24 protein-coding genes are annotated in these 23,543 nt (G+C 34.4%); 13 read left to right on the forward strand and 11 right to left on the reverse strand.

Annotated elements, in window-relative coordinates; translation table 11 throughout:
- Nucleotides 1–72: 72 nt before the first annotated feature.
- The 11 genes from BLT04_RS01125 (at nt 73) to BLT04_RS01175 (ending at nt 10,092) form a co-directional block, all read left to right on the forward strand.
- Nucleotides 73–1,500, forward strand: coding sequence for an anthranilate synthase component I family protein (locus tag BLT04_RS01125; protein WP_089752851.1), 1,428 nt, complete (start codon nt 73–75; stop codon nt 1,498–1,500).
- Between the two features lie 10 nt (nt 1,501–1,510).
- Complete coding sequence (locus BLT04_RS01130; protein ID WP_089754162.1) at nt 1,511–2,113, forward strand: anthranilate synthase component II; 603 nt, start codon at nt 1,511–1,513, stop codon at nt 2,111–2,113.
- A gap of 36 nt (nt 2,114–2,149) precedes the next feature.
- The gene (gene trpD, locus BLT04_RS01135; protein ID WP_089752852.1) at nt 2,150–3,136 is read left to right on the forward strand and encodes an anthranilate phosphoribosyltransferase; all 987 of its coding nucleotides are present in this window, start codon (nt 2,150–2,152) and stop codon (nt 3,134–3,136) included.
- Nucleotides 3,137–3,253: 117 nt separating this feature from the next.
- Complete coding sequence (locus BLT04_RS19160) at nt 3,254–3,490, forward strand: GIY-YIG nuclease family protein (protein ID WP_394331108.1); 237 nt, start codon at nt 3,254–3,256, stop codon at nt 3,488–3,490.
- Nucleotides 3,491–3,550: 60 nt separating this feature from the next.
- Nucleotides 3,551–4,327 (forward strand): indole-3-glycerol phosphate synthase TrpC, encoded by a 777-nt coding sequence (trpC, locus tag BLT04_RS01145; RefSeq protein WP_089752854.1) that lies wholly within the window; start codon nt 3,551–3,553, stop codon nt 4,325–4,327.
- Complete coding sequence (locus BLT04_RS01150; protein WP_089752856.1) at nt 4,324–4,962, forward strand: phosphoribosylanthranilate isomerase; 639 nt, start codon at nt 4,324–4,326, stop codon at nt 4,960–4,962. The genes trpC and BLT04_RS01150 overlap by 4 nt, the downstream gene beginning before the upstream one ends.
- 67 nt (nt 4,963–5,029) lie before the next feature.
- Nucleotides 5,030–5,482 (forward strand): IS200/IS605 family transposase, encoded by a 453-nt coding sequence (gene tnpA / locus BLT04_RS01155; RefSeq protein ID WP_089754164.1) that lies wholly within the window; start codon nt 5,030–5,032, stop codon nt 5,480–5,482.
- 88 nt (nt 5,483–5,570) lie between these two features.
- Nucleotides 5,571–6,752 carry a tryptophan synthase subunit beta gene (gene trpB / locus BLT04_RS01160; RefSeq protein WP_089752858.1) on the forward strand — a complete coding sequence of 394 codons (1,182 nt, stop codon included), beginning with the start codon at nt 5,571–5,573 and terminating at the stop codon, nt 6,750–6,752.
- A 182-nt stretch (nt 6,753–6,934) separates the two neighbouring features.
- A complete protein-coding gene (gene trpA, locus BLT04_RS01165) occupies nt 6,935–7,669 on the forward strand; it encodes a tryptophan synthase subunit alpha (RefSeq protein WP_089752860.1) in 735 nt (244 codons plus the stop codon).
- A 31-nt stretch (nt 7,670–7,700) separates the two neighbouring features.
- The gene (gene lipB / locus BLT04_RS01170; RefSeq protein ID WP_089752862.1) at nt 7,701–8,462 is read left to right on the forward strand and encodes a lipoyl(octanoyl) transferase LipB; all 762 of its coding nucleotides are present in this window, start codon (nt 7,701–7,703) and stop codon (nt 8,460–8,462) included.
- Between the two features lies 1 nt (nt 8,463).
- A complete protein-coding gene (locus tag BLT04_RS01175) occupies nt 8,464–10,092 on the forward strand; it encodes a TIR domain-containing protein (RefSeq protein ID WP_089752864.1) in 1,629 nt (542 codons plus the stop codon).
- Nucleotides 10,093–10,183: 91 nt separating this feature from the next.
- Here BLT04_RS01175 and BLT04_RS01180 read toward each other — a convergent pair whose 3' ends face one another.
- From BLT04_RS01180 to BLT04_RS01215, 8 genes are all read right to left on the reverse strand, one after another.
- Nucleotides 10,184–10,813, reverse strand: coding sequence for a peptide deformylase (locus tag BLT04_RS01180; RefSeq protein ID WP_089752866.1), 630 nt, complete (start codon nt 10,811–10,813; stop codon nt 10,184–10,186).
- Nucleotides 10,814–10,902: 89 nt separating this feature from the next.
- A complete protein-coding gene (locus BLT04_RS01185) occupies nt 10,903–11,775 on the reverse strand; it encodes a ChaN family lipoprotein (RefSeq protein ID WP_089752870.1) in 873 nt (290 codons plus the stop codon).
- A 188-nt stretch (nt 11,776–11,963) separates the two neighbouring features.
- Nucleotides 11,964–12,992, reverse strand: coding sequence for a hemin-degrading factor (locus BLT04_RS01190; protein ID WP_089752872.1), 1,029 nt, complete (start codon nt 12,990–12,992; stop codon nt 11,964–11,966).
- A gap of 102 nt (nt 12,993–13,094) precedes the next feature.
- Nucleotides 13,095–13,865: a heme ABC transporter ATP-binding protein gene (locus BLT04_RS01195; RefSeq protein WP_089752874.1), complete on the reverse strand. Its 771-nt coding sequence runs from the start codon at nt 13,863–13,865 to the stop codon at nt 13,095–13,097.
- Complete coding sequence (locus BLT04_RS01200) at nt 13,862–14,905, reverse strand: FecCD family ABC transporter permease (RefSeq protein WP_089752876.1); 1,044 nt, start codon at nt 14,903–14,905, stop codon at nt 13,862–13,864. Before BLT04_RS01200 ends, BLT04_RS01195 begins: the two co-directional genes overlap by 4 nt.
- The gene (locus tag BLT04_RS01205) at nt 14,889–15,767 is read right to left on the reverse strand and encodes a heme/hemin ABC transporter substrate-binding protein (protein ID WP_089752878.1); all 879 of its coding nucleotides are present in this window, start codon (nt 15,765–15,767) and stop codon (nt 14,889–14,891) included. The genes BLT04_RS01200 and BLT04_RS01205 overlap by 17 nt, the downstream gene beginning before the upstream one ends.
- A gap of 23 nt (nt 15,768–15,790) precedes the next feature.
- Entirely contained in the window at nt 15,791–16,873 is a 1,083-nt protein-coding gene (locus tag BLT04_RS01210) for an HmuY family protein (RefSeq protein WP_089752880.1), read from the reverse strand.
- Nucleotides 16,874–16,883: 10 nt separating this feature from the next.
- Nucleotides 16,884–19,028: a TonB-dependent receptor plug domain-containing protein gene (locus BLT04_RS01215; protein WP_089752882.1), complete on the reverse strand. Its 2,145-nt coding sequence runs from the start codon at nt 19,026–19,028 to the stop codon at nt 16,884–16,886.
- Between the two features lie 95 nt (nt 19,029–19,123).
- Between BLT04_RS01215 and BLT04_RS01220 the strand changes: the two genes are divergently transcribed.
- Nucleotides 19,124–19,927: a T9SS-dependent choice-of-anchor J family protein gene (locus BLT04_RS01220; RefSeq protein WP_170828406.1), complete on the forward strand. Its 804-nt coding sequence runs from the start codon at nt 19,124–19,126 to the stop codon at nt 19,925–19,927.
- Nucleotides 19,928–20,124: 197 nt separating this feature from the next.
- On the forward strand, nt 20,125–21,399 hold the full coding sequence (locus tag BLT04_RS01225) for a T9SS type A sorting domain-containing protein (RefSeq protein WP_089752886.1): 1,275 nt from the start codon (nt 20,125–20,127) through the stop codon (nt 21,397–21,399).
- A gap of 204 nt (nt 21,400–21,603) precedes the next feature.
- Here BLT04_RS01225 and BLT04_RS01230 read toward each other — a convergent pair whose 3' ends face one another.
- The 3 genes from BLT04_RS01230 to BLT04_RS01240 all read right to left on the reverse strand — a co-directional run bounded on the left by BLT04_RS01230 (nt 21,604) and on the right by BLT04_RS01240 (nt 23,374).
- A complete protein-coding gene (locus tag BLT04_RS01230; RefSeq protein ID WP_089752888.1) occupies nt 21,604–21,894 on the reverse strand; it encodes a putative quinol monooxygenase in 291 nt (96 codons plus the stop codon).
- Between the two features lie 86 nt (nt 21,895–21,980).
- On the reverse strand, nt 21,981–22,868 hold the full coding sequence (locus tag BLT04_RS01235) for a sulfite exporter TauE/SafE family protein (protein ID WP_089752890.1): 888 nt from the start codon (nt 22,866–22,868) through the stop codon (nt 21,981–21,983).
- A gap of 98 nt (nt 22,869–22,966) precedes the next feature.
- A complete protein-coding gene (locus BLT04_RS01240; protein WP_089752892.1) occupies nt 22,967–23,374 on the reverse strand; it encodes an RrF2 family transcriptional regulator in 408 nt (135 codons plus the stop codon).
- Between the last annotated feature and the right edge of the window lie 169 nt (nt 23,375–23,543).

The following is a 23,543-nucleotide window of genomic DNA, read 5'->3' on the forward strand; positions in this document are numbered from 1 at the left end:
ATATATACAAGACTTTGACGAAATTCGTTAAAGTCTTTTTTATTTATAAATTCATCTATAATAAAACTACAAATGTTTAACAAAAAGATAAAAATAAAAACCGTTTCCAAAAAAACATTGGGTGACCTTCAAACCCCGATGAATATGTATTTACAGATCCGTGACAAATTCAGGGATACCATTCTTTTGGAAAGTGCTGATTCTAAAAATATTGACAATAATTTTTCATTTATCGCTATCAACGCTGTTGCAGGTATCGAAATTAAGAATTTAAATGAATTTGAAATAAAGCTTCCCAGACAAGAGCCTATCAGACAATTCATTATCGAACATAAAATTGCGGATGTTTTTGAAAATTTCACCAATATTTTTGAATGTGAAAAAACAGATGATCCTGTAGAGCAAACGGCTCAAAGCCTTTTCGGATATACGAGTTTTGAAGCGGTACAATTCTTTGAAAATGTGAAATTTAAACCACAAAGTCCGGAAGTTGAAATCCCGATTCTCCGCTACAGGTTGTACCAATATGTCATTGCGATCAATCATTATAATGATGAAATGCATATTATTGAAAATCAGCTTGAAGATGTAAAATCCGAGTTATATTTGCTTGAAAGCATCATTAAAAATCAAAATTCCGTCATTTATCCTTTCCAAAAAAACGGAAAAGAAACTTCGAATCTTACGGATGAAGAATACATCAAATTGGTAGAAACTGCGCAGAAACACTGCATGAGAGGCGATGTTTTTCAATTGGTGCTGAGCAGAAGATTTGAACAGAAATTCCAGGGTGATGAATTCAATGTTTACCGTGCCTTGAGAAATATCAATCCGTCACCCTATTTATTCTTTTTTGATTACGGAAATTATAAATTATTCGGATCAAGCCCTGAAAGTCAGTTAATTATAAAAAATAACAAAGCAATTATTCATCCGATTGCCGGAACTTTTAAAAGAACCGGGCATTTTGAGACTGATTTACAGTCTGTTGAAGAATTAAAAGCCAATGCTAAAGAAAATGCCGAACACACCATGCTGGTCGATTTGGCCCGAAATGACTTAGGGAAAATCGGAAAAAATGTGACGGTTACCAAATTAAAAGAAATCCAGCTTTTTTCACACGTTATTCATATGGTAAGCGAGGTTACTGCAGAATTACCCGAAAAAACCAATCCGTTTGAAATGGTTGCCACAACCTTTCCGCAAGGGACTTTGAGTGGTGCTCCCAAACATAGAGCGCTACAGTTAATCAATCAATATGAAAAAGATTCGCGTGGATATTACGGAGGCTGCATCGGAATCATCGGTTTAAATGGTGAATGCAATCAGGCCATTATGATCCGCACATTTTTAAGTAAAAACAACACCTTATATTATCAGGCTGGAGCAGGCTTGGTTGCAAAATCCAATCCCGAAAGCGAGTTGCAGGAAGTTAACAACAAATTAAATGCACTGAAAAAAGCTGTTGAAAAAGCAGAAAAACTGGTTTATAATCATTAAAATTAAAAAAATGAACAATAATATACAACATACAAATCCTGAAACTAAAGTTTTAGTTTTTGATAATTATGACAGCTTTACCTATAATCTCGTGCAGATTATAGAACGGATTTTAAATGAAAAAGTGGACGTAATCAGAAACGATGAAATTACTTTGGAAGAAATTGCAAAATATGATAAAATTATCCTTTCCCCAGGCCCGGGAATTCCTGAAGAAGCGGGTATTTTATTAGATTTGATTAAAAAATATGCGCCCACAAAAAGTATTTTGGGAGTTTGTCTTGGTCAGCAGGCGATTGCAGAAGCTTTTGGAGGAAGTCTGATTAATCTTTCTGAAATTTTTCACGGGGTGGCAACTTCCGCAGACTTTGTAAAAAATGATACTAAAATTTTTAAAAATCTGTCCTCCGGAATGGAAGTCGGAAGATATCACAGTTGGGCAGTAAATCCGGAAGATTTTCCAAACGAGCTGGAAATCACAGCAATAGACAAAGACGGAATGATCATGGCATTGCAGCACAAAACATATGATGTGCACGGCGTCCAATTTCATCCTGAAAGTATTTTAACACCTGACGGAGAAATTATCATTAGAAACTTTCTTTTAAATTAAATAAAAGGGTGTTTATTATCTATAAAAACTATACAAATGAAGGAAATATTACAATATCTTTTTAATCATCATACTTTGTCTAAATCTGAGGCAAAAGCAATTATGATTGAAATTGCCCAAAATAAATTCAATGTTATTGAAGTTACCGCGTTTATAAGCGTTTTTTTGATGCGAAATATCACGCTAAAAGAGCTGGAAGGTTTCCGGGAGGCTCTTTTACAGATGGCAATTCCCGTAATTTTAGAAACGAATGATGCTATAGACATTGTCGGAACCGGAGGCGACGGAAAAAATACGATCAATATTTCAACGCTGGCAAGCTTTGTGGTCGCCGGAGCCGGCCAGAAGGTGGTTAAACACGGAAATTACGGAGCTTCAACCATTACCGGATCGTCAAATATAATGGAAGAATTAGGCTATATTTTTAAAAATGATTCCGAAATGTTGAATAAAGACCTCGAAAAAACCAATATCTGCTTTCTCCATGCGCCTTATTTTCATCCCGCTTTACAATCGGTCGGCGCTCTGAGAAGATCTTTGGGATTGCGAACTTTTTTCAATTTGCTTGGTCCGTTAGTCAATCCCGCGAAGCCTCAGTTTTCAATGATCGGAGTTTATAATTTAGAGATCGCCCGAATTTATCAATATCTCCTGCAGAAAGAAAATAGGGACTTTATTTTAGTTCATGGCTTAGACGGATATGACGAAATCAGCTTAACTCATGACACTAAAATCATCACTAAAAAGGGTGAAGAAGTTTATTCAACTGAAGATTTAGGCTTTGATTCCATTACCCCTGAAAGTATAAAAGCGGGCGAAACAACTCAGGAAACAGCAAAAATTTTCATGAATATTTTACAGGGAAAAGGAACAAAACAACAAAATTCTGTTGTGTTGGCGAATGCCGCAGTCGCACTTCATCACACTAATAAATTTGGGAGTTATGATGACTGCCTTTTATTGGCTAAGGAAAGTCTGCAAAGCGGGAAAGCATTGAAAAGCCTGGAATTGCTGTTGGAATAGATTAAAATTATCAGTTATAAATGAATTTTTATTTCCTGTCTTGTCATTCAGAACGAAGCGCAGTGGAGTGAAGAATCTATTTTAAACATCATCATAAAACAGTTCTTTATATAGGGCATAACAAACGATTTAAAAACCAGATTATATTGGAATAAAAATCCCGTAGTAGAAGATAAATTTCATTTCACAACAAAATATAAATGCTTTTATCTAATTTATTATGAACATTTTCAGGATGTTGAACAATCAATTGCTCGAGAAAAACAAATTAAAGGCTATTCAAGAATAAAAAAAGATAAATTAATAAATAATTTTAATCCAAATTGGGACTTTTTAAATGAAACAATAGAATAGATTTCTCACTCCACTACGTTTCATTCGAAATGACAATATAAATAAAAAACACAGATACAAATGACAATTTTAGATAAAATTACAGAAAGAAAAAAAGAAGAAATAACTTTCTCAAAATCAAAAATCTCTATTGAAAATTTAAAAAAATCAGCCTTTTTTGAAAGAGAAAATTTTTCATTAAAAGAATCCATAAAAAATAAAAACGGAATTATTGCCGAATTTAAAAGGCAATCCCCTTCAAAAGGAATTATTAATGATAAAGTTTCTTCTTTGGAAGTGGTTTCAGCCTATGAAAAATACGGAGCAAGCGGAATTTCAATTCTTACTGATAAAGATTTTTTTGGAGGAAGTTTTCAGGATATTTTAAATGTAAGAAATTATATCAATATTCCTATTCTGCGAAAAGATTTCATAATCGATGAATATCAGCTGTATGAAGCAAAAAGCATCGGGGCGGATGTCGTTTTGTTGATTGCTGCGTGTCTTTCTCCCAGTCAGGTTCAGGAATTTACGGAATTTTCGCATGAATTAGGATTAGAGGTTTTACTGGAAATTCATACTGAAGATGAACTGAAACATTTTAACCAAAAAATTGATTTAGTAGGAATTAATAATAGAAATTTAAAAGATTTTAAAGTTGATTTACAACATTCCGTCAATTTAAAAAATCTTCTTCCGAAAGGTGTTTTATCAGTTGCCGAAAGCGGAATTTATTCTATTGAAGATTTTAATTATTTAAAAGAAAAAGAATTTGACGGATTTTTAATGGGCGAATATTTCATGAAAAATGAAAATCCGGCAAAAGCTTTCGAAGAATTCACAAAAGTTGTATTATGAAGTTAAAGGTCTGCGGTTTAACACAAATTGATCAAATCCATGAATTAATTTCTATGGAAACAGATTTTCTTGGATTCATTTTCTATGAAAAGTCACCAAGATATGCTTTAAATCATCTGAGCCTGGAAGATATTTCAAAACTAAACCATAAGGGAAAAATTGGAGTTTTTGTGAATGAAGAATTAGATAAAATTATAGAAATAGCAGGAAAAGCAAATCTGAATTTTATACAGCTTCATGGCGATGAAGACGAAAATTTTATTTCAGAATTAAGAGAAAAATTAAAACCGGAAACGGGAATTATCAAAGTTATAAGGATTGGAAACCGGACGTTAGAAGCAGGAAATGAAATTCAACAAAAAGTCAACCAGCAACTCAAAACCAGCAACTACTTTCTGTTTGACACCGATTCAAAAGCGTTCGGAGGAACAGGAAAACAATTCGACTGGACTTTATTAAACGAAATTGAAATTCCTCTTCCTTATTTTTTAAGCGGCGGAATTTCAGATGAAAATATCGATCAAATTAAAATTTTAACCCAAAAACCTTTTGCATTAGATATCAATTCAAAATTTGAAATTGAAGCAGGTTTTAAAGATGTTAATAAAATAAGAGAATTTAAAAAATACATATAAAAAGGAGTCCCGAAGGGACGATTTAATACAGGATTGGATGCAGTCCAATTATAAAAAAACACAACAGATGCCACAATCATTAGTAAAAAACTACGTCCATATTATTTTTAGCACAAAACATAGGGAAGATTTTATCGATGAAAGTATTGAAAAAGAATTATTTGCCTACATCGCAATACTTTGTAAAGATTTTGAGAGCACAGCCCTGCAAATTGGAGGAACAGATAATCACATTCATATTCTCTGCTTACTTTCCAGAAAGATAGCTTTGATGAAATTGGTTCAGGAAATTAAGGCACATTCATCAAAATGGATAAAAACAAAGGGAAGGAAATATGAAGATTTCTTTTGGCAGGAAGGGTACGGAGCTTTTTCTGTCAGTGAAAAAAATATTTTCCCGACGATTAATTATATAAAGAATCAACGGAAACAACATCAACAACAAAGTTTTAAAGATGAATTGCTCGAAATTTTAGAAAAACATAGAATTAAATATGATGAGAAATATTTATGGGATTGATTGTTCGATATATGTTTAATTGGATTACATCCAATCCTGTATTAAATCGTCCCTTCGGGACTCTTTCTTAACATTTAAAAATTGTAAAATGAATTATAAAAACCCTGATAAAAACGGATATTATGGCGAGTTTGGAGGTGCTTTCATTCCCGAAATGCTGTATCCAAATGTAGAAGAGCTGCAGAAGAATTATCTTGAAATTATCGAGTCGGAAGATTTTCAACGAGAATATCAGGATTTATTAAAAAATTACGTTGGACGCGCAACTCCTCTTTACTTTGCTAAAAATTTAAGTAAAAAATATAACACAAAAATATATTTAAAAAGAGAGGACCTCAACCATACCGGAGCTCATAAAATCAACAATGCTTTGGGACAGGTTCTATTGGCAAAACGACTGGGGAAAAGTAGAATTATTGCAGAAACAGGTGCCGGTCAACATGGGGTAGCAACAGCAACGGCGTGTGCTTTGCTTAATTTGGAATGTATCGTTTATATGGGAGAAATTGATATCCAAAGACAAGCTCCGAATGTCGCAAGAATGAAAATGTTGGGTGCTGAAGTTATCCCCTCAACTTCAGGTTCAAAAACATTGAAAGATGCTGTAAACGAAGCATTAAGAGACTGGATAAACAACTCAACAACAACTCATTATGTGATCGGAAGTGTGGTTGGCCCACATCCTTTTCCTGATCTGGTGGCGAGATTTCAGAGTATCATTTCAAAAGAAATTAAAGAACAGCTTTACGAGCATATCGGAAGAGAAAACCCTGATTTTGTAATCGCCTGTGTTGGTGGCGGAAGCAATGCAGCAGGAGCTTTCTACCATTTTGTGAATGAAAAAAACGTACAACTCATCGCTGCAGAAGCGGGCGGTTTTGGTGTTGATTCCGGGAAATCGGCGGCGACCACTTTTCTGGGAACTTTGGGCGTTTTGCATGGAAGCAAAAGCTTGGTAATGCAGACAAAAGACGGTCAGGTTATCGAGCCGCATTCAATCTCTGCCGGGTTGGATTATCCGGGAATCGGGCCTTTTCATGCTCATTTATATAAAGAAAAACGTACCGAATTTTTCAGTATTAATGATGACGAAGCTTTGAAATCTGCGTTTGAGCTGACAAAATTGGAAGGCATCATCCCGGCGTTGGAAAGTGCTCATGCTCTTGCGGTTTTGGATAAGAAAAAATTTAATGAAAATGATATTATTGTGATTTGTCTGAGCGGCCGCGGCGATAAAGATATGGAAACGTATCTGAAGAATTTGCAATAATATTTGGGCGATAAATTCCGTCTTCCACTCCCGCTTTTTTATTGCGCTTTGCTTCATAAAAAGAGCTCCGTTCAAGCCGGATCGCATATTTGACATCAAAACAACTTTGTTATTTCAAAGACTTTTAGAAAAGAAAATTTTTAATCTAGAAATTTATTTTCCTTTAATTTTAAATAATTTAAATGAAAAAATTAAACATTTACTTCACAGCAGGAATTCCGCAACTGGAAGATACTCTCGATATTATAAAATTAATACAGGATTCCGGAGCTGATATGATGGAAATAGGAATGCCTTATTCTGATCCCGTTGCGGACGGACCCGTCATTCAGAAAGCCCACGAACTGGCGTTAAAAAACGGAATGACAATTGAAAAACTTTTTTCTCAATTACAATCAATTAAAAATGAAATCAAAATTCCGGTTATTTTAATGGGATATATTAATCCTGTTTTGAGTTTTGGCTTCGAAAAATTCTGTGCAAAATGTTCCGAAATCGGGGTTTCTGGGTTGATTATCCCTGATCTTCCGCCCATTGAATTTGAGAAAAATTACCAGAAAATTTTAGAAAAATACACTCTGAATTTCACTTTTTTGGTAACTCCTGAAACTTCTGATGAAAGGATTTTGTATTTGGATGCTCTGAGTTCGGGGTTCTTATATGCTGTAAGTTCTTCATCCACAACAGGAAATGAAAATACAGTACTTAAAAATGAAAACTACCTTTCAAAATTAGCATCTCTTCCTTTAAAAAACCCCGTAATGATCGGTTTTGGAATTAAATCAAAGCAGGATTTTGAAAACGTCACCGAAAAAGCAGACGGCGGAATCATCGGAACTGCCTTTGTGAATATTTTACTACAAAATAGAGATTGGAAGAAAAAAGCTATAGATTTTGTCCATTCCATAAGAGCATAAAAATCACTAAATTTGTATATCAAAAAATGGTATGAATACAAATCAAAATAAAGCAGTAGAATTCGAAGATTTAGGTATAAAAGAATATCAGCCATCCTGGGATTATCAGGAAAAACTGATGAAAGATATCATCGACATCAAAATTAAAAATCGAGAACTACCTGCTGAACAACATATTACAACTCCCAACCATTTTCTTTTAGTAGAGCATCCTCACGTTTATACCTTAGGAAAAAGCGGCCATGAAGAAAATATGCTGGCCGGAATTGACCAGTTAAAAGAAATTGATGCAACCTTCGTGAAAGTCAATCGTGGTGGCGATATCACCTATCACGGTTACGGGCAAATTGTTGGTTATCCGATCTTAGATCTTGAAAATTTCTTCACGGATATTCATAAATATATGAGAAATTTAGAAGAAGTAATCATCCGGACAATTAATGAATACGGCCTTAAAGGTGAGCGTTCTCCCGGAGAAACAGGCGTTTGGCTGGATGTTGGAAAGCCTTACGCCAGAAAAATCTGTGCGATGGGTGTAAAAGCTTCCCGTTGGGTAACATTGCACGGTTTTGCATTGAATATAAACACTGATATGCGGTATTTTGAGTATATTATCCCTTGCGGAATCAAAGATAAGCAGGTGACTTCTTTAAAAAGAGAGCTTGAAAGAGACTTGACTCCCGAAGAAATGGAAGATATCAAAGCCAAAATCAGAAAGCATTTTGCGGATGTTTTTGAAGCGGAATTGGTGAATAATAGATTTAAAAGCAATAATAATAAAGCTATTAAATAAAATGAACCAATCAAAAGTTGAAAAAACCATTTTTATTTCATATTCATGGCAAGACTTTGAAGTCGCTGATAAAATTGAAAATGATTTAAATTGTTCAGGTATAAAAATTGTCAGAGATGTTAAATTGGAATATAAAGATAACATCTTTGATTTTATGAAACGAATCAAAAATGAAGATTATGCATTGTTATTAATAAGTAATAGTTATTTAAATTCTGTCAACTGTATGAGAGAAGTTTTAGAAATAATAACAAACCAACAAGAGTTTTCAAAAAAAATTTTACCTGTCATACTACCTAACACAAAATTATTTAAGGCTGAAGATCGCATCGATCTCATCAAAAATTGGGAAAAAAGAATTGAAGATTTAAATATTAAACTTAAAAGTCTTAACAACTTATCTAATACAGAAGAAATCATTAAGACAATTGGAGATTATAGTAAGATAAGAGATTCTATCGACATCTTTACACAAACAATAACACAGCTTAACTGTAAAAGTTTTCAAGAACTCGACAATGCAAATTATCAACCTTTATTAGAACACATTGGAATTTTAAAAGACGATTTAATAAATCTTATAATTAGAATTTCTCAAATTAAAGATTTATTAGAAAGAGAAATAGAAATCGATAAACTTTTAGAAAAAAATCCTAATCAGGAAAGCTTTATTTTTTTAAAAGCTAATATTGCACTTAATGAATCAAAATATGAAAAAGCAAAATTACTATTTAATAAACTTTTAGAAAAAAATAAACATCCTATTATTTATAATAATCTAGGAATTTGTTTACAAAATCAAGGTTTAATAGATGAAGCAATTATTGAATACAAAAAGGCTATCGAAATAGATACACAAGAATCTAGTCTTGCTTATACAAATTTAGCTCTTCTTCAACATGAAAAGTACAAACTTTATGATGAAGCTGAGAAAAATTATTTGAAAAGTTTAGAATATTACTATACGTGTTCGGTAGCTCACGCAAATTACGCAAATTTATTAGTCGAAATGAATAATTATTCTAAGTCAATTTTTCATTATGAAGAAGCTTTAAAATACTATTCACCTAATGAAAGTAATATAGAACTTTATTCAATATATTATTCTTTATCATTTGTATTTCATACAAAAATTAAAAATTTTGACGCAGCGAAAAAGAATTATTTAGAATGTTTAAGGCTAAATTCAGAAAATTTTAAAGCTCATTGCAATTTTGCTGTACTACTAATTCATGAGTTTAAAGATTTTAATCAAGCCGAATTTCATTATAAAGAAGCATTAAAAATAAATCCTAAAGATCATATTACATTGAATAATATTGGGAATTTTTACATGAAACAAATGGATAATGAAATCTTAGCTGAACATTATTATAATGAAGCTATTAAATTTAATAATTTATATACACAACCGTATATAGGATTAGGAATATTAAATTTTGAAAAAGATATTTTGAAATCTAAATTATTTTTTGAAAAAGCTTTAGAAATAGACCCAAAATTCTCACAAGCTCATTTTTATTACGCAAAATTACTTTCAAGTAAATTCAATGATCCTGAAAATGCTAAAATTCATTATATAACATCTGAAATATTAAAATTAGAAAATCAAGATAGTAATATCAGATAAATTTATCTTAAAAAATGAGAATAATAGTCTTAAACTGTCTGCTTTATTAAGGGAGCTAAAATACAGTATTTATTTTTCTAAAATTCTTTAATTATCTCATCTTAGAATCACTTTTCTTAAAAGCATCAACTTTTAAATAAGAATCATTTTTCTCTTTTTCTTTTTTATCTGAAATTAAAATCCCGAAAAGATGGTCAATTTCATGCTGAAAAATCACGGCTGTAAAGCCTTCTACAATTTCTGAATACTTCTGACCTTTTAAGTCAATATATTCCAATTGAATGACCTTACTTCTGTAAAACTGGTCTCTAAAATCAGGAATTGATAAATCACCTTCCGGACCAAGATTCTGTAGTTCGGATCTCCACACAATTACAGGATTGATAAAATATTCTAACGGTTCACCCTCTTTATCAAAACGTTGCACCCAAATAATTTTCCGGTTAATTCCGACTTGTGGCGCAGCAATGCCTACTCCGCCGTCGGTTGACAAGAGAGATTCTTTCATTCTTTTAACCAAAGTTACAGTGTTCGGATCTGCAGGATCAATTTCCGTGGAAAGGGTTAAAAGTGTTTTATGCTGATTGTCATCGGTTGTCTGAAAAATGGGCAACGCTGAATTTTTATCACCTTGATTAATGATTGCAATTTCGGCAGAAGTTAATTTCTGAGCATTAATTATACCAACGAAAAGTATGAATAAAAGGGATAGTTTTTTCATTTTCTGATGAATGTTTTACAAATATAATTAATGTGATTTAAAATGTGAGGGCTGAGCGGATCCGAAGCCTTCATCATAAATTATAAACCTTAAAAAGTCTTCGTCATATCACTCGGAATGATCAGATTAAAATTAGTTGGAATATACTCTTTTTCAGGAACTTTTAATTCAGGATCTTCCGATTCAAAAACAGAAATGACCGCCATTTTCAGGTTTGGGTTTTTCTGTTTGATATACCAATAAATTCCACCGAATTCCTTGCTGTGATAATTTCCGTTATAATGAATAAAAGTTTTTCCAACCTGAAAATTTTTCAGAATAGATTCGGCCATTGTTGCGTCTTTTATAGCTTGTGCCGAGATAAAATTCATGACCTTTGTTCCTTCTGCATGATCTCCCATCATGGCTTTCATTTCAGGATAACCGGGAGTTTCCAGCGTTACTTTTATGGGCAATTGAGCGATGTAATTTTTCTCTTTTGAGGGCAAGTTTTTCAACGATTCCAAGCCTTCTTTTGCGGTCTGGGAAGCATATTTCCTGGGAATATTGGTTGCTATAAAATTCAGTTTTTTAGCTTTAGCGAAATCAACCAACGGCTTGTAATCTGTGGTATAATTATTCCATAAACGGGCAGAGTCTTTCAATGTTTTAGCATCAAATTTCCCGTCCAAATATTGGTTTAATGGAGGCTGATTATCTCTTTCAAACATTTCGGCTCCTAAAATAAGCTGTCCGTTTTTCTTTTCAAACAATGCTTCCGTAATTTTAAGCTGCAGCCAGTGATTGATGGAATTATTATGATTTTCACCAAAGAAAACAACATCGTATTCAGCCAGTTCTTTGATTAATTTATCGGTCTTAATTTCCTTTCCTTTTTGATCATAAAATTGATAGGCTTTAAAGTTTTGAGCATTGATAACATTGAAACTTATCAATAATATGGCTAAGAAAATATTTTTCATTTTTATTTATTTAATGAATTTTTTAAACACTAATGTCACGAATTGTTTTCACAAATATCACAAATAATAGTAAACATAGCTTTAAAAATTAGTGTGATTAGTGAGAAAATATTTGTATTAATTGTGTTTAAATGAAAAAAAAGCCGCCCTGCAAAAAACAAAACGGCCTTCTAAAATCATCTAACTATTTATTTTCCCAATTCTGCTACAAGGTCTTTCCACTCTCGTAATTCAGGAATTCCGGGCTTTCTTTTTCCGAAGAACTGCACGATGAAGTCACCTTCTTTGTTGAAGACTTCAATAGCTGTAACTTCACCGTCTTCGGTTGGTTTTTTGACAATCCAGGCTTCTGCAATTTTCGTTACATCAAGGTGTAAATTAAAATCAGGATCCATTACGTTAAACCACTGCTGGTGCCAAAGTGTTTTCTTTATTTCTCCCGTGTGGATTTGGATAATTCCTCTGTTTCCGACAAAAATCATGATCGGAAGGCCCTTTTCAGAAGCATCTTCCAAAACATTTACCACTTTTGCGTTATCAATTTTTGTAGCAAAACCTTCCGGAGCCAATCTCAACGCCTGGGTTCTGCTTACTCCGAATTTTCTTGTCATCATAAAGAAATCGTGCGTATCCTTCAATTCTGTCCATGCTTTTTTAAAACCTTCAGAATCGATTTCGGAATCAGCTTTTTCAGGAGCTTTTGGGGCAGCTGCTTCAAATTCAAAAGCCTGATTTTGATCTTCAGCCTTGAATTTTTCAACAATAATATCAAAAGCAGCCTCATTGCTGTCTTTTGTCAAATAAATTTTATGTAAAGCCAAACCGTCTTTTCCGAAAAACTGAAGGCTTTTTTTATCACCTTCAACCACAGCAAAAGCAAATTTCCAGTGATTAAGGAAAATTCTCAAATCAATGTCTTCACCTACAAAAAGCTGCGCATGCGGGCTGCTGAAATCTCCGTTCAGGTAAGTTCCTTTTCTCTCATGAACGCATTCGTCGTTGCGTGTAAGTGCCATCACTTTTCCTAACTGCTCAGTTTCAGTCAGGATGTTTTGAAACTCGGGCTTCAGGGCCGTTACGCCTTCCCCAAGGTTTGTTAATAATAATTCAGCCTCGCTTACACCAAGCTCTACCGCTGCATTTCTTATTCTTACATGTGGATTTTCTGCTTTAAGAGCTTCCCATTTTCCTTTTAGATCGTTTACTAATGTGCTCATTTATTTTATTTTTTTATGGTTAAAACTGTATAATTTCTTGTTATTGTTTCATTTCCGGTTTTAATTTTCACTTCTTCCTGCATTTCGGTGATTTACTCCATATTATCCAAAAATAATCATTGGGTTATGGGTGATCGGGTGATCGCAGATGGTGCAGGGAAAATTGTAGGCTGCGCTGATATTTTCAGCAGTAAAAACTTCCTGTGGTGTTCCATAAGCGGAAACCTTTCCTGATTTCATTAATAAAATTTTATCTGCATATTGTGCGGCTAAGTTCAGATCATGAAGAACAACAATAGCTGAATTGGCCTTTTTAGTGAAATTTTTAATAATATCTAAAGCTTTATATTGATGTTTAATATCTAAATTATTCAATGGTTCATCTAAGAAAAGCAGTTTGTGGGCAATTTCGTTCTGCAGTTGCGCCATGACTCTCGAAAGGTGAACACGCTGTTTTTCTCCACCCGACAATGTATTGTATTCTCTGTCTTTTAAATGAAAAACATCTGTTTCATACATCATATTATTCATGGCTTCAAGGTCTTCTTTTCTTGGCTGGGCATCGAAATACGGATAACGGCCCATCATAACGACATCTTTCACTTCCAAAGGAATATCGTTGCTGTTGTGTTGTGAAAATTTTGCTTTATTTTTAGATAACTCTATTATTTCCCAATTATTCAGGTCTTTATTTTTAAACAAAATATTCTGTGCTGATTTTATTTCATTCGCCAAAACACTCAGTAAACTTGATTTTCCGGCTCCGTTTGGGCCGACAATTGCCAAAAATTCACCATATTCCAAATGAACATCAATACCATCCAGAATGTGAAATTCTTTATGCTTATAACTGATTTGATGCGCTTTAATCATGAAAGTGATTTTTTAAACTTAATTAAAATAGCAATAAAAATCGGGCCTCCTATCACTGAAGTTAAAATACCGATCGGCAACTCCGAGGGTGCGACAATACTTCTGCTGAAGGTATCGGCAATTAACAGTAACACACTTCCTAAGATCGCTGACAACGGTAAAATAAAGGTATAATTTGATTTAAATAAAAGCCTTAAAATATAGGGTACAATAAGGCCGACAAAGCCGATTGTTCCTGAAAACGCCACGCAAGTACCTATCATCAAAGAAGTTATGATTATAATCTGTCTTTTTAATTTTTCAACATTAATTCCTAAATGCTGTGCGTCTCTTTCGCCTAACATCATGGCATTCAAAGCTTTCCCTTTTGGGAGTATAACAATATAGGAAACGGTTAAAACAATTGCCAGCACTGCGTTTTTCGTCCATGTTGCTCCGGCAAGGCTTCCCATATTCCAGAATGTAAGATCCCTTAGCTGCTCATCCTTAGATATATAAATTAAAAATCCTGTAATTGAAAAACCGATTGATGTAATTGCGACTCCGCTCAGCAGCATCATGACGACATTTGTTTTTCCTACACTTGTAGAAATTCTGTACACGAGCATCATGGCCAGTAAAGCTCCTAAAAAAGCAGAAATTCCTGTGAGTGAAAATTGCACCATTTCAGGAAGATATTGCTTAAAATGCCCTCCTAAAACAATCGCAATTGCCGCCAGTAATGTTGCTCCTGAGGTAAGACCAATCGCTTCTCCCGTTGCCAGAGGATTTTTAAACAATCCCTGTAAGCTGGTTCCCGAAACAGCGAGCATGCTTCCGATGAGGATTCCCATGATAATTCTTGAGGCACGAACGTCCCAAACCACATATTTATCACTTAAAGATAAATCGGAATCTCCCTGTATTACTTTCCTTAAAACTTCAAATGCGGATTGACCGCCAAAGTCATAAACGCCAGTATTAAGTGACCATACCGCAATGATAATCAGCAGTATGGCACTTATTATAATGTAAAAGTAAAGTTTACTTTGTGTTTTCAATTAAAAGTTTGTTTAATCCTACGGCAGCTTCTCCTAATCTTGGTCCGAAACCTGAAACCAAGCCTCCGTCCATTGCAATAATTCTCTTATTTTTACCTGCATTTGTCTGCGAAACGCCAGGCATTTTTAGGGCGCCCTCATTTCCTCCGGCACCTTGTAAACCGCTTGTGAAGAAGAATAAAACATCAGGATTTGCTTTTACAACGGCTTCCGGTGTTAAAGGTTTGAAATCTTCGAAATCATTCACCGCGTTTTCACCTCCTGCAAGACCGATCAAAGCAGCCATTGGTGTGTTTTTTCCTGAAACCATCAGCATATTTCCTCTTGCATAGATGAACAATACTTTCGGTTTTTTGGCGATGGGCTTGATTTGTTTTAAATCAGCATCGATTTTATCATTCAATTTTTGATAATCTGTGCTACCGATTGCTTTTGCTACGTCAGCGATTAATTTCTTGGTTCCGTCAACTGTAAATTCCTGTTTAAAAATTTCAGTCTGAATTTTTGATTCCTGGATTTTTTTCATTAATTCAGGGTTGATGTCTTTGTCAGAAGCTAAAATTAATGTCGGGGAAACCGCCATGATCGGCTCAATTGTCATTGATCTTACGTGACCTAAATCTTTAGCTGTAGCTTTCAATGATTCCGGGTAAGTGCTTGTCACATCGGTTCCTACGATCTCTTTTTCGTGACCTAAAGCGGCTACGATTTCTGTAATTCCACCATTAAGTGTAACGATTTTATGAGTAGATTTTGGAGCTTCAGAACTTACTTCTGTTGTATTTTCTTTTTTAGCACCATCTTCTTTTTTGCAGGAGTACACTGCAACAAGCACAGAAGCTGCAAGAATGAATTTTTTCATGATATACTATTATTTGATTTATTTTATAAAGGTTTGTATTCGAACTGAGGCCTTCCTCTTTCTCCCGCGGCATCCGTTAATCTGGTAAATCTTAGCTTAAAGTAAAAGCCTTCCGCGTCTTTAACAATATAAAAACGATCGCCATATACCTCAAGACCGTTTGTTCCAACAGGATTTCTCCAGTTTGCACCAATAACACGCTGGTCATTATAGATAAATTTAGACTGATTGATATCCGAAGCTTTAAAATTATTGTAAGCTTCAACTCCAGATCCTGAAGTCACCACTACCTCGTACGCCCCGGCCCCGCCAACAGTATTGACGTTCACAAAATCAGCATAAATATAGCTTCCGGCACCTGTAATGATGTTTGTAAATACCGTAAAGCAGATATCCCATTTCTTTTTTTCAGGCTGAATTGTGACTTCTTTATTATTTTTTAAGCTAATGAAATTATAATTATAGGCTGCATTTTTTGCAATCGTTAATTCTTTATGTGTGGTTGAATTAAGCTCTGCATATTTCACTTTATAACCGTCTCCGAATCTTACAACCTGTACCTTCATCCAACCTCTGCTGTCTCCTCCAGTCGCGACAGAACCGGTTGCGACAGTTCCTGTGAAGATTTCTTTCCCCATATTTACAAGGTAAATCCCATTTTCAGAATCGTCTGCTTTTATTTCTCCGATTGCGGTATAGCCTGCCGGGAAATTACCGTTTACATCATCAATATAAGCCTCATTAGCCGGATTAAAATTAGCTACCTGAACCTGATCTTTCAAAGTCGTAAGGCTTGCTTCCGTTACCAGATCTATATTGGTAGCATTGGGAATTTTTCCGGCAGCCATCATAATTGATGAATTTAAAACTACCTTAAAAGCACTTCCCGAATACAATGCAAGATCCCAATCTGTTCTTTTAGTAACAGTCTCATTATCAGTTCCCAAATCAATCCAAACCTGATTAGGCTGTGTAGCACCGCCAACATTAGGGTCTACCCTTGCGCCGTCTGAAGGAGCAACAATCACAGGATCTTCGTTATCATTAATACAAGACTGCGAAATAAAAGAAGCTCCTATTAAAAAGCAAAAAAGTATTTTTTTCATTTTTAAATCTTTAAAAATTATAATTTAATCTGGCAAAATAGCTTCTGCCGTAAAATAGGTTCTGTTGATCTGATGCAGCATTGTGGCTGTCTCCCGACTGAATGGTATTTCGTACGCTGGAGACATCAAAAATATTTTTCACCCCGGCACTGATCTCAAAATGATTCTTAAAAAACGGCTGGCTTACTGTAAAATTCATCATGCTGAAATCTCCGAGCTCACCCAAAACATATTGCCCCGGATCCTGCGGATCACTGGCGTTTGCCTGGTGCGTATATCGTTTTTGAGTTCCTGAATATTTATAATAAAGAGCAAATAAGGTCTTGGTGGAGGGCAGCGTGTAATTTGCGGCTACATTGGCTTCAGTATAAAAATTAAAATCATCGGGCGAGGTGATATTCCCGGTATTTAAGATCTGTGAAATCCCAACAACCGAAACTCCCGTATTAAAGGTAAAATCCCCTTTTCTTATGTTTATCCCGCCTCCGAATAGGATTGATTTATAGTTATCTACGTTTAAATAAGTCAGCTTCAACGGGCTGTTGCTGATTACAACATCTACAATTCTGTCTTTTACATCAAGGTACATTCCGGAAGCGCTGAAATTGAATTTCCAGTCATTTGAAGATTTTGTATTGTAATCCCAGAAAATTCCTGCCGAATAGCCGGTTTCGGGCTTAAGATTTTCATTTCCTCTTATATCATGGTTGAAATCAACCCTCATGGTATATAATTCGTCATAAACCGGAAATCTGTTTGCCGAACCAAAAATGAAACGGAGATCAGACTTTTCAGTGGTTTTAAATCTTGCTGTTACTGAATAATTATATTGGGAATCAAACTTGTTACTTAAGGCTAATCTTACACCGGGACGCAATGAAAACCAACTGTTTACATTCCATTCTGCGGATAAAAAATTAGCATAATTAAAAATAATTCTGTTGATGTCTGTATTTTCGCCGGTTGTCCCAAAATTTCCGTCAATATTGCTGGCAAAGCCTTTTGTACGGTCTAATTCATATCCCAATTGAAAATTAATTTTCTCACTATCCAGAAAATTGCTGAACATCCCTCTGGAATACATGACTTCAGATTTATAAAATGTCTGATTTTGCCCTCTGGAAAGCTCTTGTCTGTTGGGAACATCGTATTTATAATCCTGAAAATCCCTTTCCTGGGTCTGATATGAAAAATCACCGCTGTAATTGATTCTCGAGCCTAATTTTGTCTGAATATTAAACTGATGGATCCATCTTTTTGTAGTATAATCCGTATCATTAGAAGTGTATGTTCTATTGCCGGCGCCTAAATATAATTCTTCAACAATCGGATTATACGAATTAATTTTCTCCGTAAGAAAATTCACTTTATAGAAAAAGCTTGTATTATTTTTATTATAGCGTATTACGCCATTTGTCGTCAGCTGATCTTTTGGCATCCATTCATATCCGCGGTTTCCGTCATTATTTTCGGTGAAATATTTATAACCGCCGTATTTCCCTTTATATCCTTGAAAATCATTATGATTGATATCTGCCGAAACCGACCATCTGTCATTAATTTTATATCCCACATTTAAAAACTGAATATGTCTTCCATTTCCTTTTTTAAACCAATCATAATCTTTATTTACTGTTTCTTCCTGTAAAGAAGCCTGCGCTGTGAATTTTTTACCGTAATTTTTCTTTGTAATAATATTAATTACACCAGCAACGGCATTATTTCCGTATTCAACACCCATTGAGCCTTTTACGACTTCAATACGCTCAATATTATTAACATTTATTTTTGTGAGATCGACTAAGTTTCCCATTCCCTGGTCGCTTACGACAGGAATGTTATCAATAAGAATTTTAGTGTATTCACCGCTTAATCCCATGATATTCGCGTTTGAATCACCGCTTCCTCTATTCGGCTCAATAAGAATATTAAGATTTTGATTAAGAACTTCCGCTACATTGGTAACCGCCATATTCTTAATCTGTTGCGCATCAATAACTTCAACTTTATAAATAGATTTATTAATTGACTGCTGCATATATTGCCCTGTGATGACAATCTCTTCTATTTTTTTCTGATTAAGAGAATCTTTTTCCTGTGCATTCATCCAAAAAACAGTGGATAAAGAGAGAATGGAAAGCACTTTCTTCTTCATAGATGCAAAAATTTTCGACAAATATAATGCTTTATTTAGAACAATTAAAAATAAATTATTACTTTTGTGGAATAATTCTAAATAAAAATAACGTTATGAAATTAAGACTACTTCTTGGAACTCTAATGCTTACGGCTATTACGGCAAATGCACAAGTAGCCACGATCAACGAAAATTTTGACGGCTTTACTTCCGGTAATAATACTTTTCCACAAAACGGATGGAGCACAATAATGGCTGCAAACCCAATGCCTTTTCCTCCTGCCCCATTAATGATCGTTACAACGGATGCTAATAAAGCTATTCAGGCTTATTCCGGAAACAATACAAATGCCCCATCGTACTTAGTTACACCTCAGATTGTAGCACCTTCAGGAGATAAATCCGTATCTTTTACCGTTACTCTTGCATCTCCTTCGCCTGGCCCAGGAAGCGTACAGGTCGGTCTGGCTTCTAATCCGGCTGATATGACAACATTTGTGCCGGTAGGAAATTCTACAACTTTATCTACGGTTGGTGCAATTCAAAATATTACCGTTCCAATTCCTGCTTCAGCTTCACAATATATTGTATTCAGATTTACCCCTACAGCAGCTCACGTTGCGATACAAATTGATAATGTTGTGTACAACACGACTGCTTCATTAGGCACAACTGATACAACAAAATCATCAGAAAATGTTAAATTTGCTGTAAATTCTGACAACACAGCATTACAGTTTGTAGCTAAAAAAGAACCGAAAAACATCCAGATTTTCTCTGCTTTAGGGCAAAATGTTGCCGAAGGTAAATTAAACGGACAAAAATTTGATATAAGCGCTCTTCAGACTGGCGTTTATTATATTATTATTGAAACTGCAGAAGGTTCGGTAATAAAATCAAAATTCATTAAAAAGTAAGATTTATTAGACTAAAGCTTATCTTAAAGGCTGATTTATGAAATTCATGAGTCAGCTTTTTTTATTAAAAAACATCTGATATTTGATACTTACTAAAATTTAAAACAAGACAAATGTCATGTTTTTATTTAGAACAATTAAAAATAATTTAATAGTTTTGTAGAATCATTCTAAATAATAACTAACATTAAGATATAATGAAAACAAAACTACTTCTTGCTTCAGTCTTTGCTTTGAGCGTGCAACAAACCGTAATTGCTCAAACAGATACAAACGGATACACAACGGTAAACCTTACAACAGGGCCTAATTATCAGAACCGAGTTTTTTTTGATTTTAGTGCTAATAATATTGTTTCTCAACCCGCAGACGCTTGGGATATTGCATTTTACAGAAATTCAAGCATGAGCTTCGGAACAAGGATTAATGATGCGCAAAATGTTGAAGTCTATCAGGCTTCTAATGTTTCTACGGACTGGGATGCTATTAATATCGCAAATATTGCATCTTGGGGAAACGCTTTGTACAATCCGGATCAGACGACAACTCTTCAGGAAGGTGCCTTCGAACAAGGAACTGCGTCTTACGGATGGGGAGATTATAACCCAGGAACTCACCATATTGAAGGAAAAGTAATTTTTGTTTTAAAATACTTAAACACAAACACTTATTATAAATTTATGATCACTGATTATTTCGGCGGTTATACATTCAAGTATTCAAAATGGAACGGTACAACATGGGATGCCACTCAGACAAAAACCATCGCCAATGGTACTGATGATGCGTTTTTCAACTATTTTTCTTTCACAACAGGAGATAAAGTTGCCAACCTTGAGCCGCCAAAAGCAAACTGGGATTTAATGTTCACCAGATACTGGACTTTCTACGGCGGAATTATGATGTACAGACTGTCCGGAGCGATCCAAAGCCCAAATATTTCCGTGGCAAAAGTACAGCCGGAAACTCAGGAAACAGCTGCTGCTACTCTTCCTGTTTCAGGATCATTTTCCAACAACATTACCACCATCGGCCACTCCTGGAAGCCCACAACCGGAGTTTATAACGATGTCGTCTATTATGTAAAACAGGGATCTGATTATTATAGGATGTATTTTACGCAAAATGGCGGCGCAGGTACAGGAAATATGTATTTCAAATATAAAAATATAACATCAGTTTTAGGGGTTACTGATATTGCCAACAAAAAAGCATCTTTCGGAATCTATCCGAATCCAACTACGGCTGATAAGCACGTTACCGTTTTATTTGATATTAAAGAAAAAGTAAACAACAAAGGCCATGTAGAAGTTTACGATCTATCGGGTAAAAAAGTGTATTCAGCGGAATTGACCAATCAGGCAGGTTTTTACAAACAGGATTTAAATTTATCTCAGCTTCCTTCAGGAAATTATCTAGTGAAAATCACTTTCGGCGGAAGCACAGAAACGAAGAAATTAATAGTGAAATAAGTGAAAAATTGAATGGTGAAATGTGAATTAACTTCGTTGTCAAATTTTAAAAATTGAATATTCACGATTAACAATTCACTTTTTTGACCATTCACAAAAATAAATTTTAATACTTTCTATTTTTTCTAATAAAAGGCTGCACACAAATTGTGGACAGCCTTTTAGCATTTATTTTAAGTTAGAAGCTAGATATTAGAAATTAGCTTACAAAATCTTCGATCCTTTATAAATTTGTGTTGAGCTTTCAAGCATTTTTGAGACATCGCGTCTGAAATCCAGAAGATGATCCTGCCCGTTGTGGCGGTTCAGGTGCTCTTCACTTTCCCACAATTCAACCATAAAAAAAGTACCTTTATTATTTTTATCTTCAATAAGGTCATATTGCAGGCAACCCTCTTCTTTTCTGGTTTCTCTTACCAAAATCTGAAAACGTTCCACTGCTTCCATCAGATAATTTTCATTAAATTTAAAAAGCGCAACTACATATAAATTCATATAATTTTTTTATGACGTAAAAGTAAAATATTTTTAAAACCGAAAATATTTTTATCTCTTTTATTTTTCCACAATTGAAGAAAATTTTATTTAAAAACTGATTTATAGATCGTTATCAGGCTCATTAAGATGACTAAAATTCCGATGATGAGAAACATCTTTTTAACAGGAAGTTTTGCGGTAAGCATTGCAGAAAAAGGAGCTGTTATAATTCCGCCGATTAAAAGTCCGAGAATTATATTCCAATGTTGGATTCCTAATGTAAAAAAGAAAGTGATTGCAGCACTTATGGTTAAAATAAATTTGGCGACTGTTGAGCTTCCGACCGCAAATCTTGGCGTAAAAGCATTTTTAATTAAAGTTCCTGTCACCAACGGGCCCCATCCTCCACCGGCGAAAGAATCGATAAAACCACCGATAATGCCTAATCTTACGAGGTTTGTCTTCCTTTTTAATGCTTTATTCTGTTTTGGCTTAAATGCATTCGATAAAATCTGAATCCCGAGATACAACGTGTAAAAAGCAATAGCTGCTTTTGTAATTTTTGAATAATATTCACCTAAATAAGTCAGTGCCAAAGCCCCGAGGATGGCCCCAATCACTGCCGGGACCGCTAGTTTTTTTACTAAACTTTTGCTTACATTTTTAAGCTTGATATGACTGATGCTTCCCGCTGCCGTTGTAAAACTTTCTGCAGAATGAATGCTTGCACTCACAATATGCGGCGGAATATTCAGGAATAAAAGGGTCGTCGTACAAATTACTCCGTAGCCCATTCCCATTGATCCGGCGATAATTTCAGCTAAAAAACCCACCAAAAGCATCCAGTAAAAAATATAATTGTCTTTTGCTAAAATGGTTAAAAGCTCATCAAGATATCCGACTTCATACATAGTAAAAACCACGATGAACAATACCGCAACCGTCGCAAAAAATATATTAAGCCTGAGTTGAACTTTATTTGAAATCACCATATCAAAATCATTACAATTTCATTTGAAATCATGCAAATATCTTAATAAAACATTATCCCACAAAATAAGTGGACTAATAATTTCAAAAAAGGATCAGATCAATCGATCAAATCCAGTAAAGTTTTTTCTTCTAAAATTTTAAGTGAAGCATCTCGGACTTCGATCAGCACATCATGTAAACTACAGTGCTCTTCGTTGCAGTCGTCACATTTTTCGTAAAAATTAAGACTTACACACGGCAGCAACGCAATTGGGCCGTTAACCAGACGAATAATCTTTGCAAGCTTCACATTTTCAGGGTTTTCTTTAAAAAAATAACCGCCTCCTTTTCCTTTTTTACTATCCAGGATGTCGGCTTTTTTTAATTCAAGCAGGATATTTTCTAAAAACTTTAAAGGAATTTTCTTGTGTTCCGCAATCTGGGAAATAAGAATCGGGCCGTCATTCCTTTTTTCCACGAGATATGACAGTGCCTTAAAAGCATATTGAGATTTTTTCGATAGCATTACAGCAAATTTAAGAAAATAGTTTGAATATTTTTTTAATACAAATTATACTGTTTTTTTTCACTAATTGCACAAATAATAAGTCTTTAAAACCTGCATTTTTAAGGATTTATAATATGAAAATATTAAGTTTTTGTATTCAGTCACAATTTCTAATTTTGCGATTTTC

Origin of the sequence: Chryseobacterium soldanellicola, assembly GCF_900100115.1 — a bacterium.
GTDB lineage: Bacteria > Bacteroidota > Bacteroidia > Flavobacteriales > Weeksellaceae > Chryseobacterium > Chryseobacterium soldanellicola.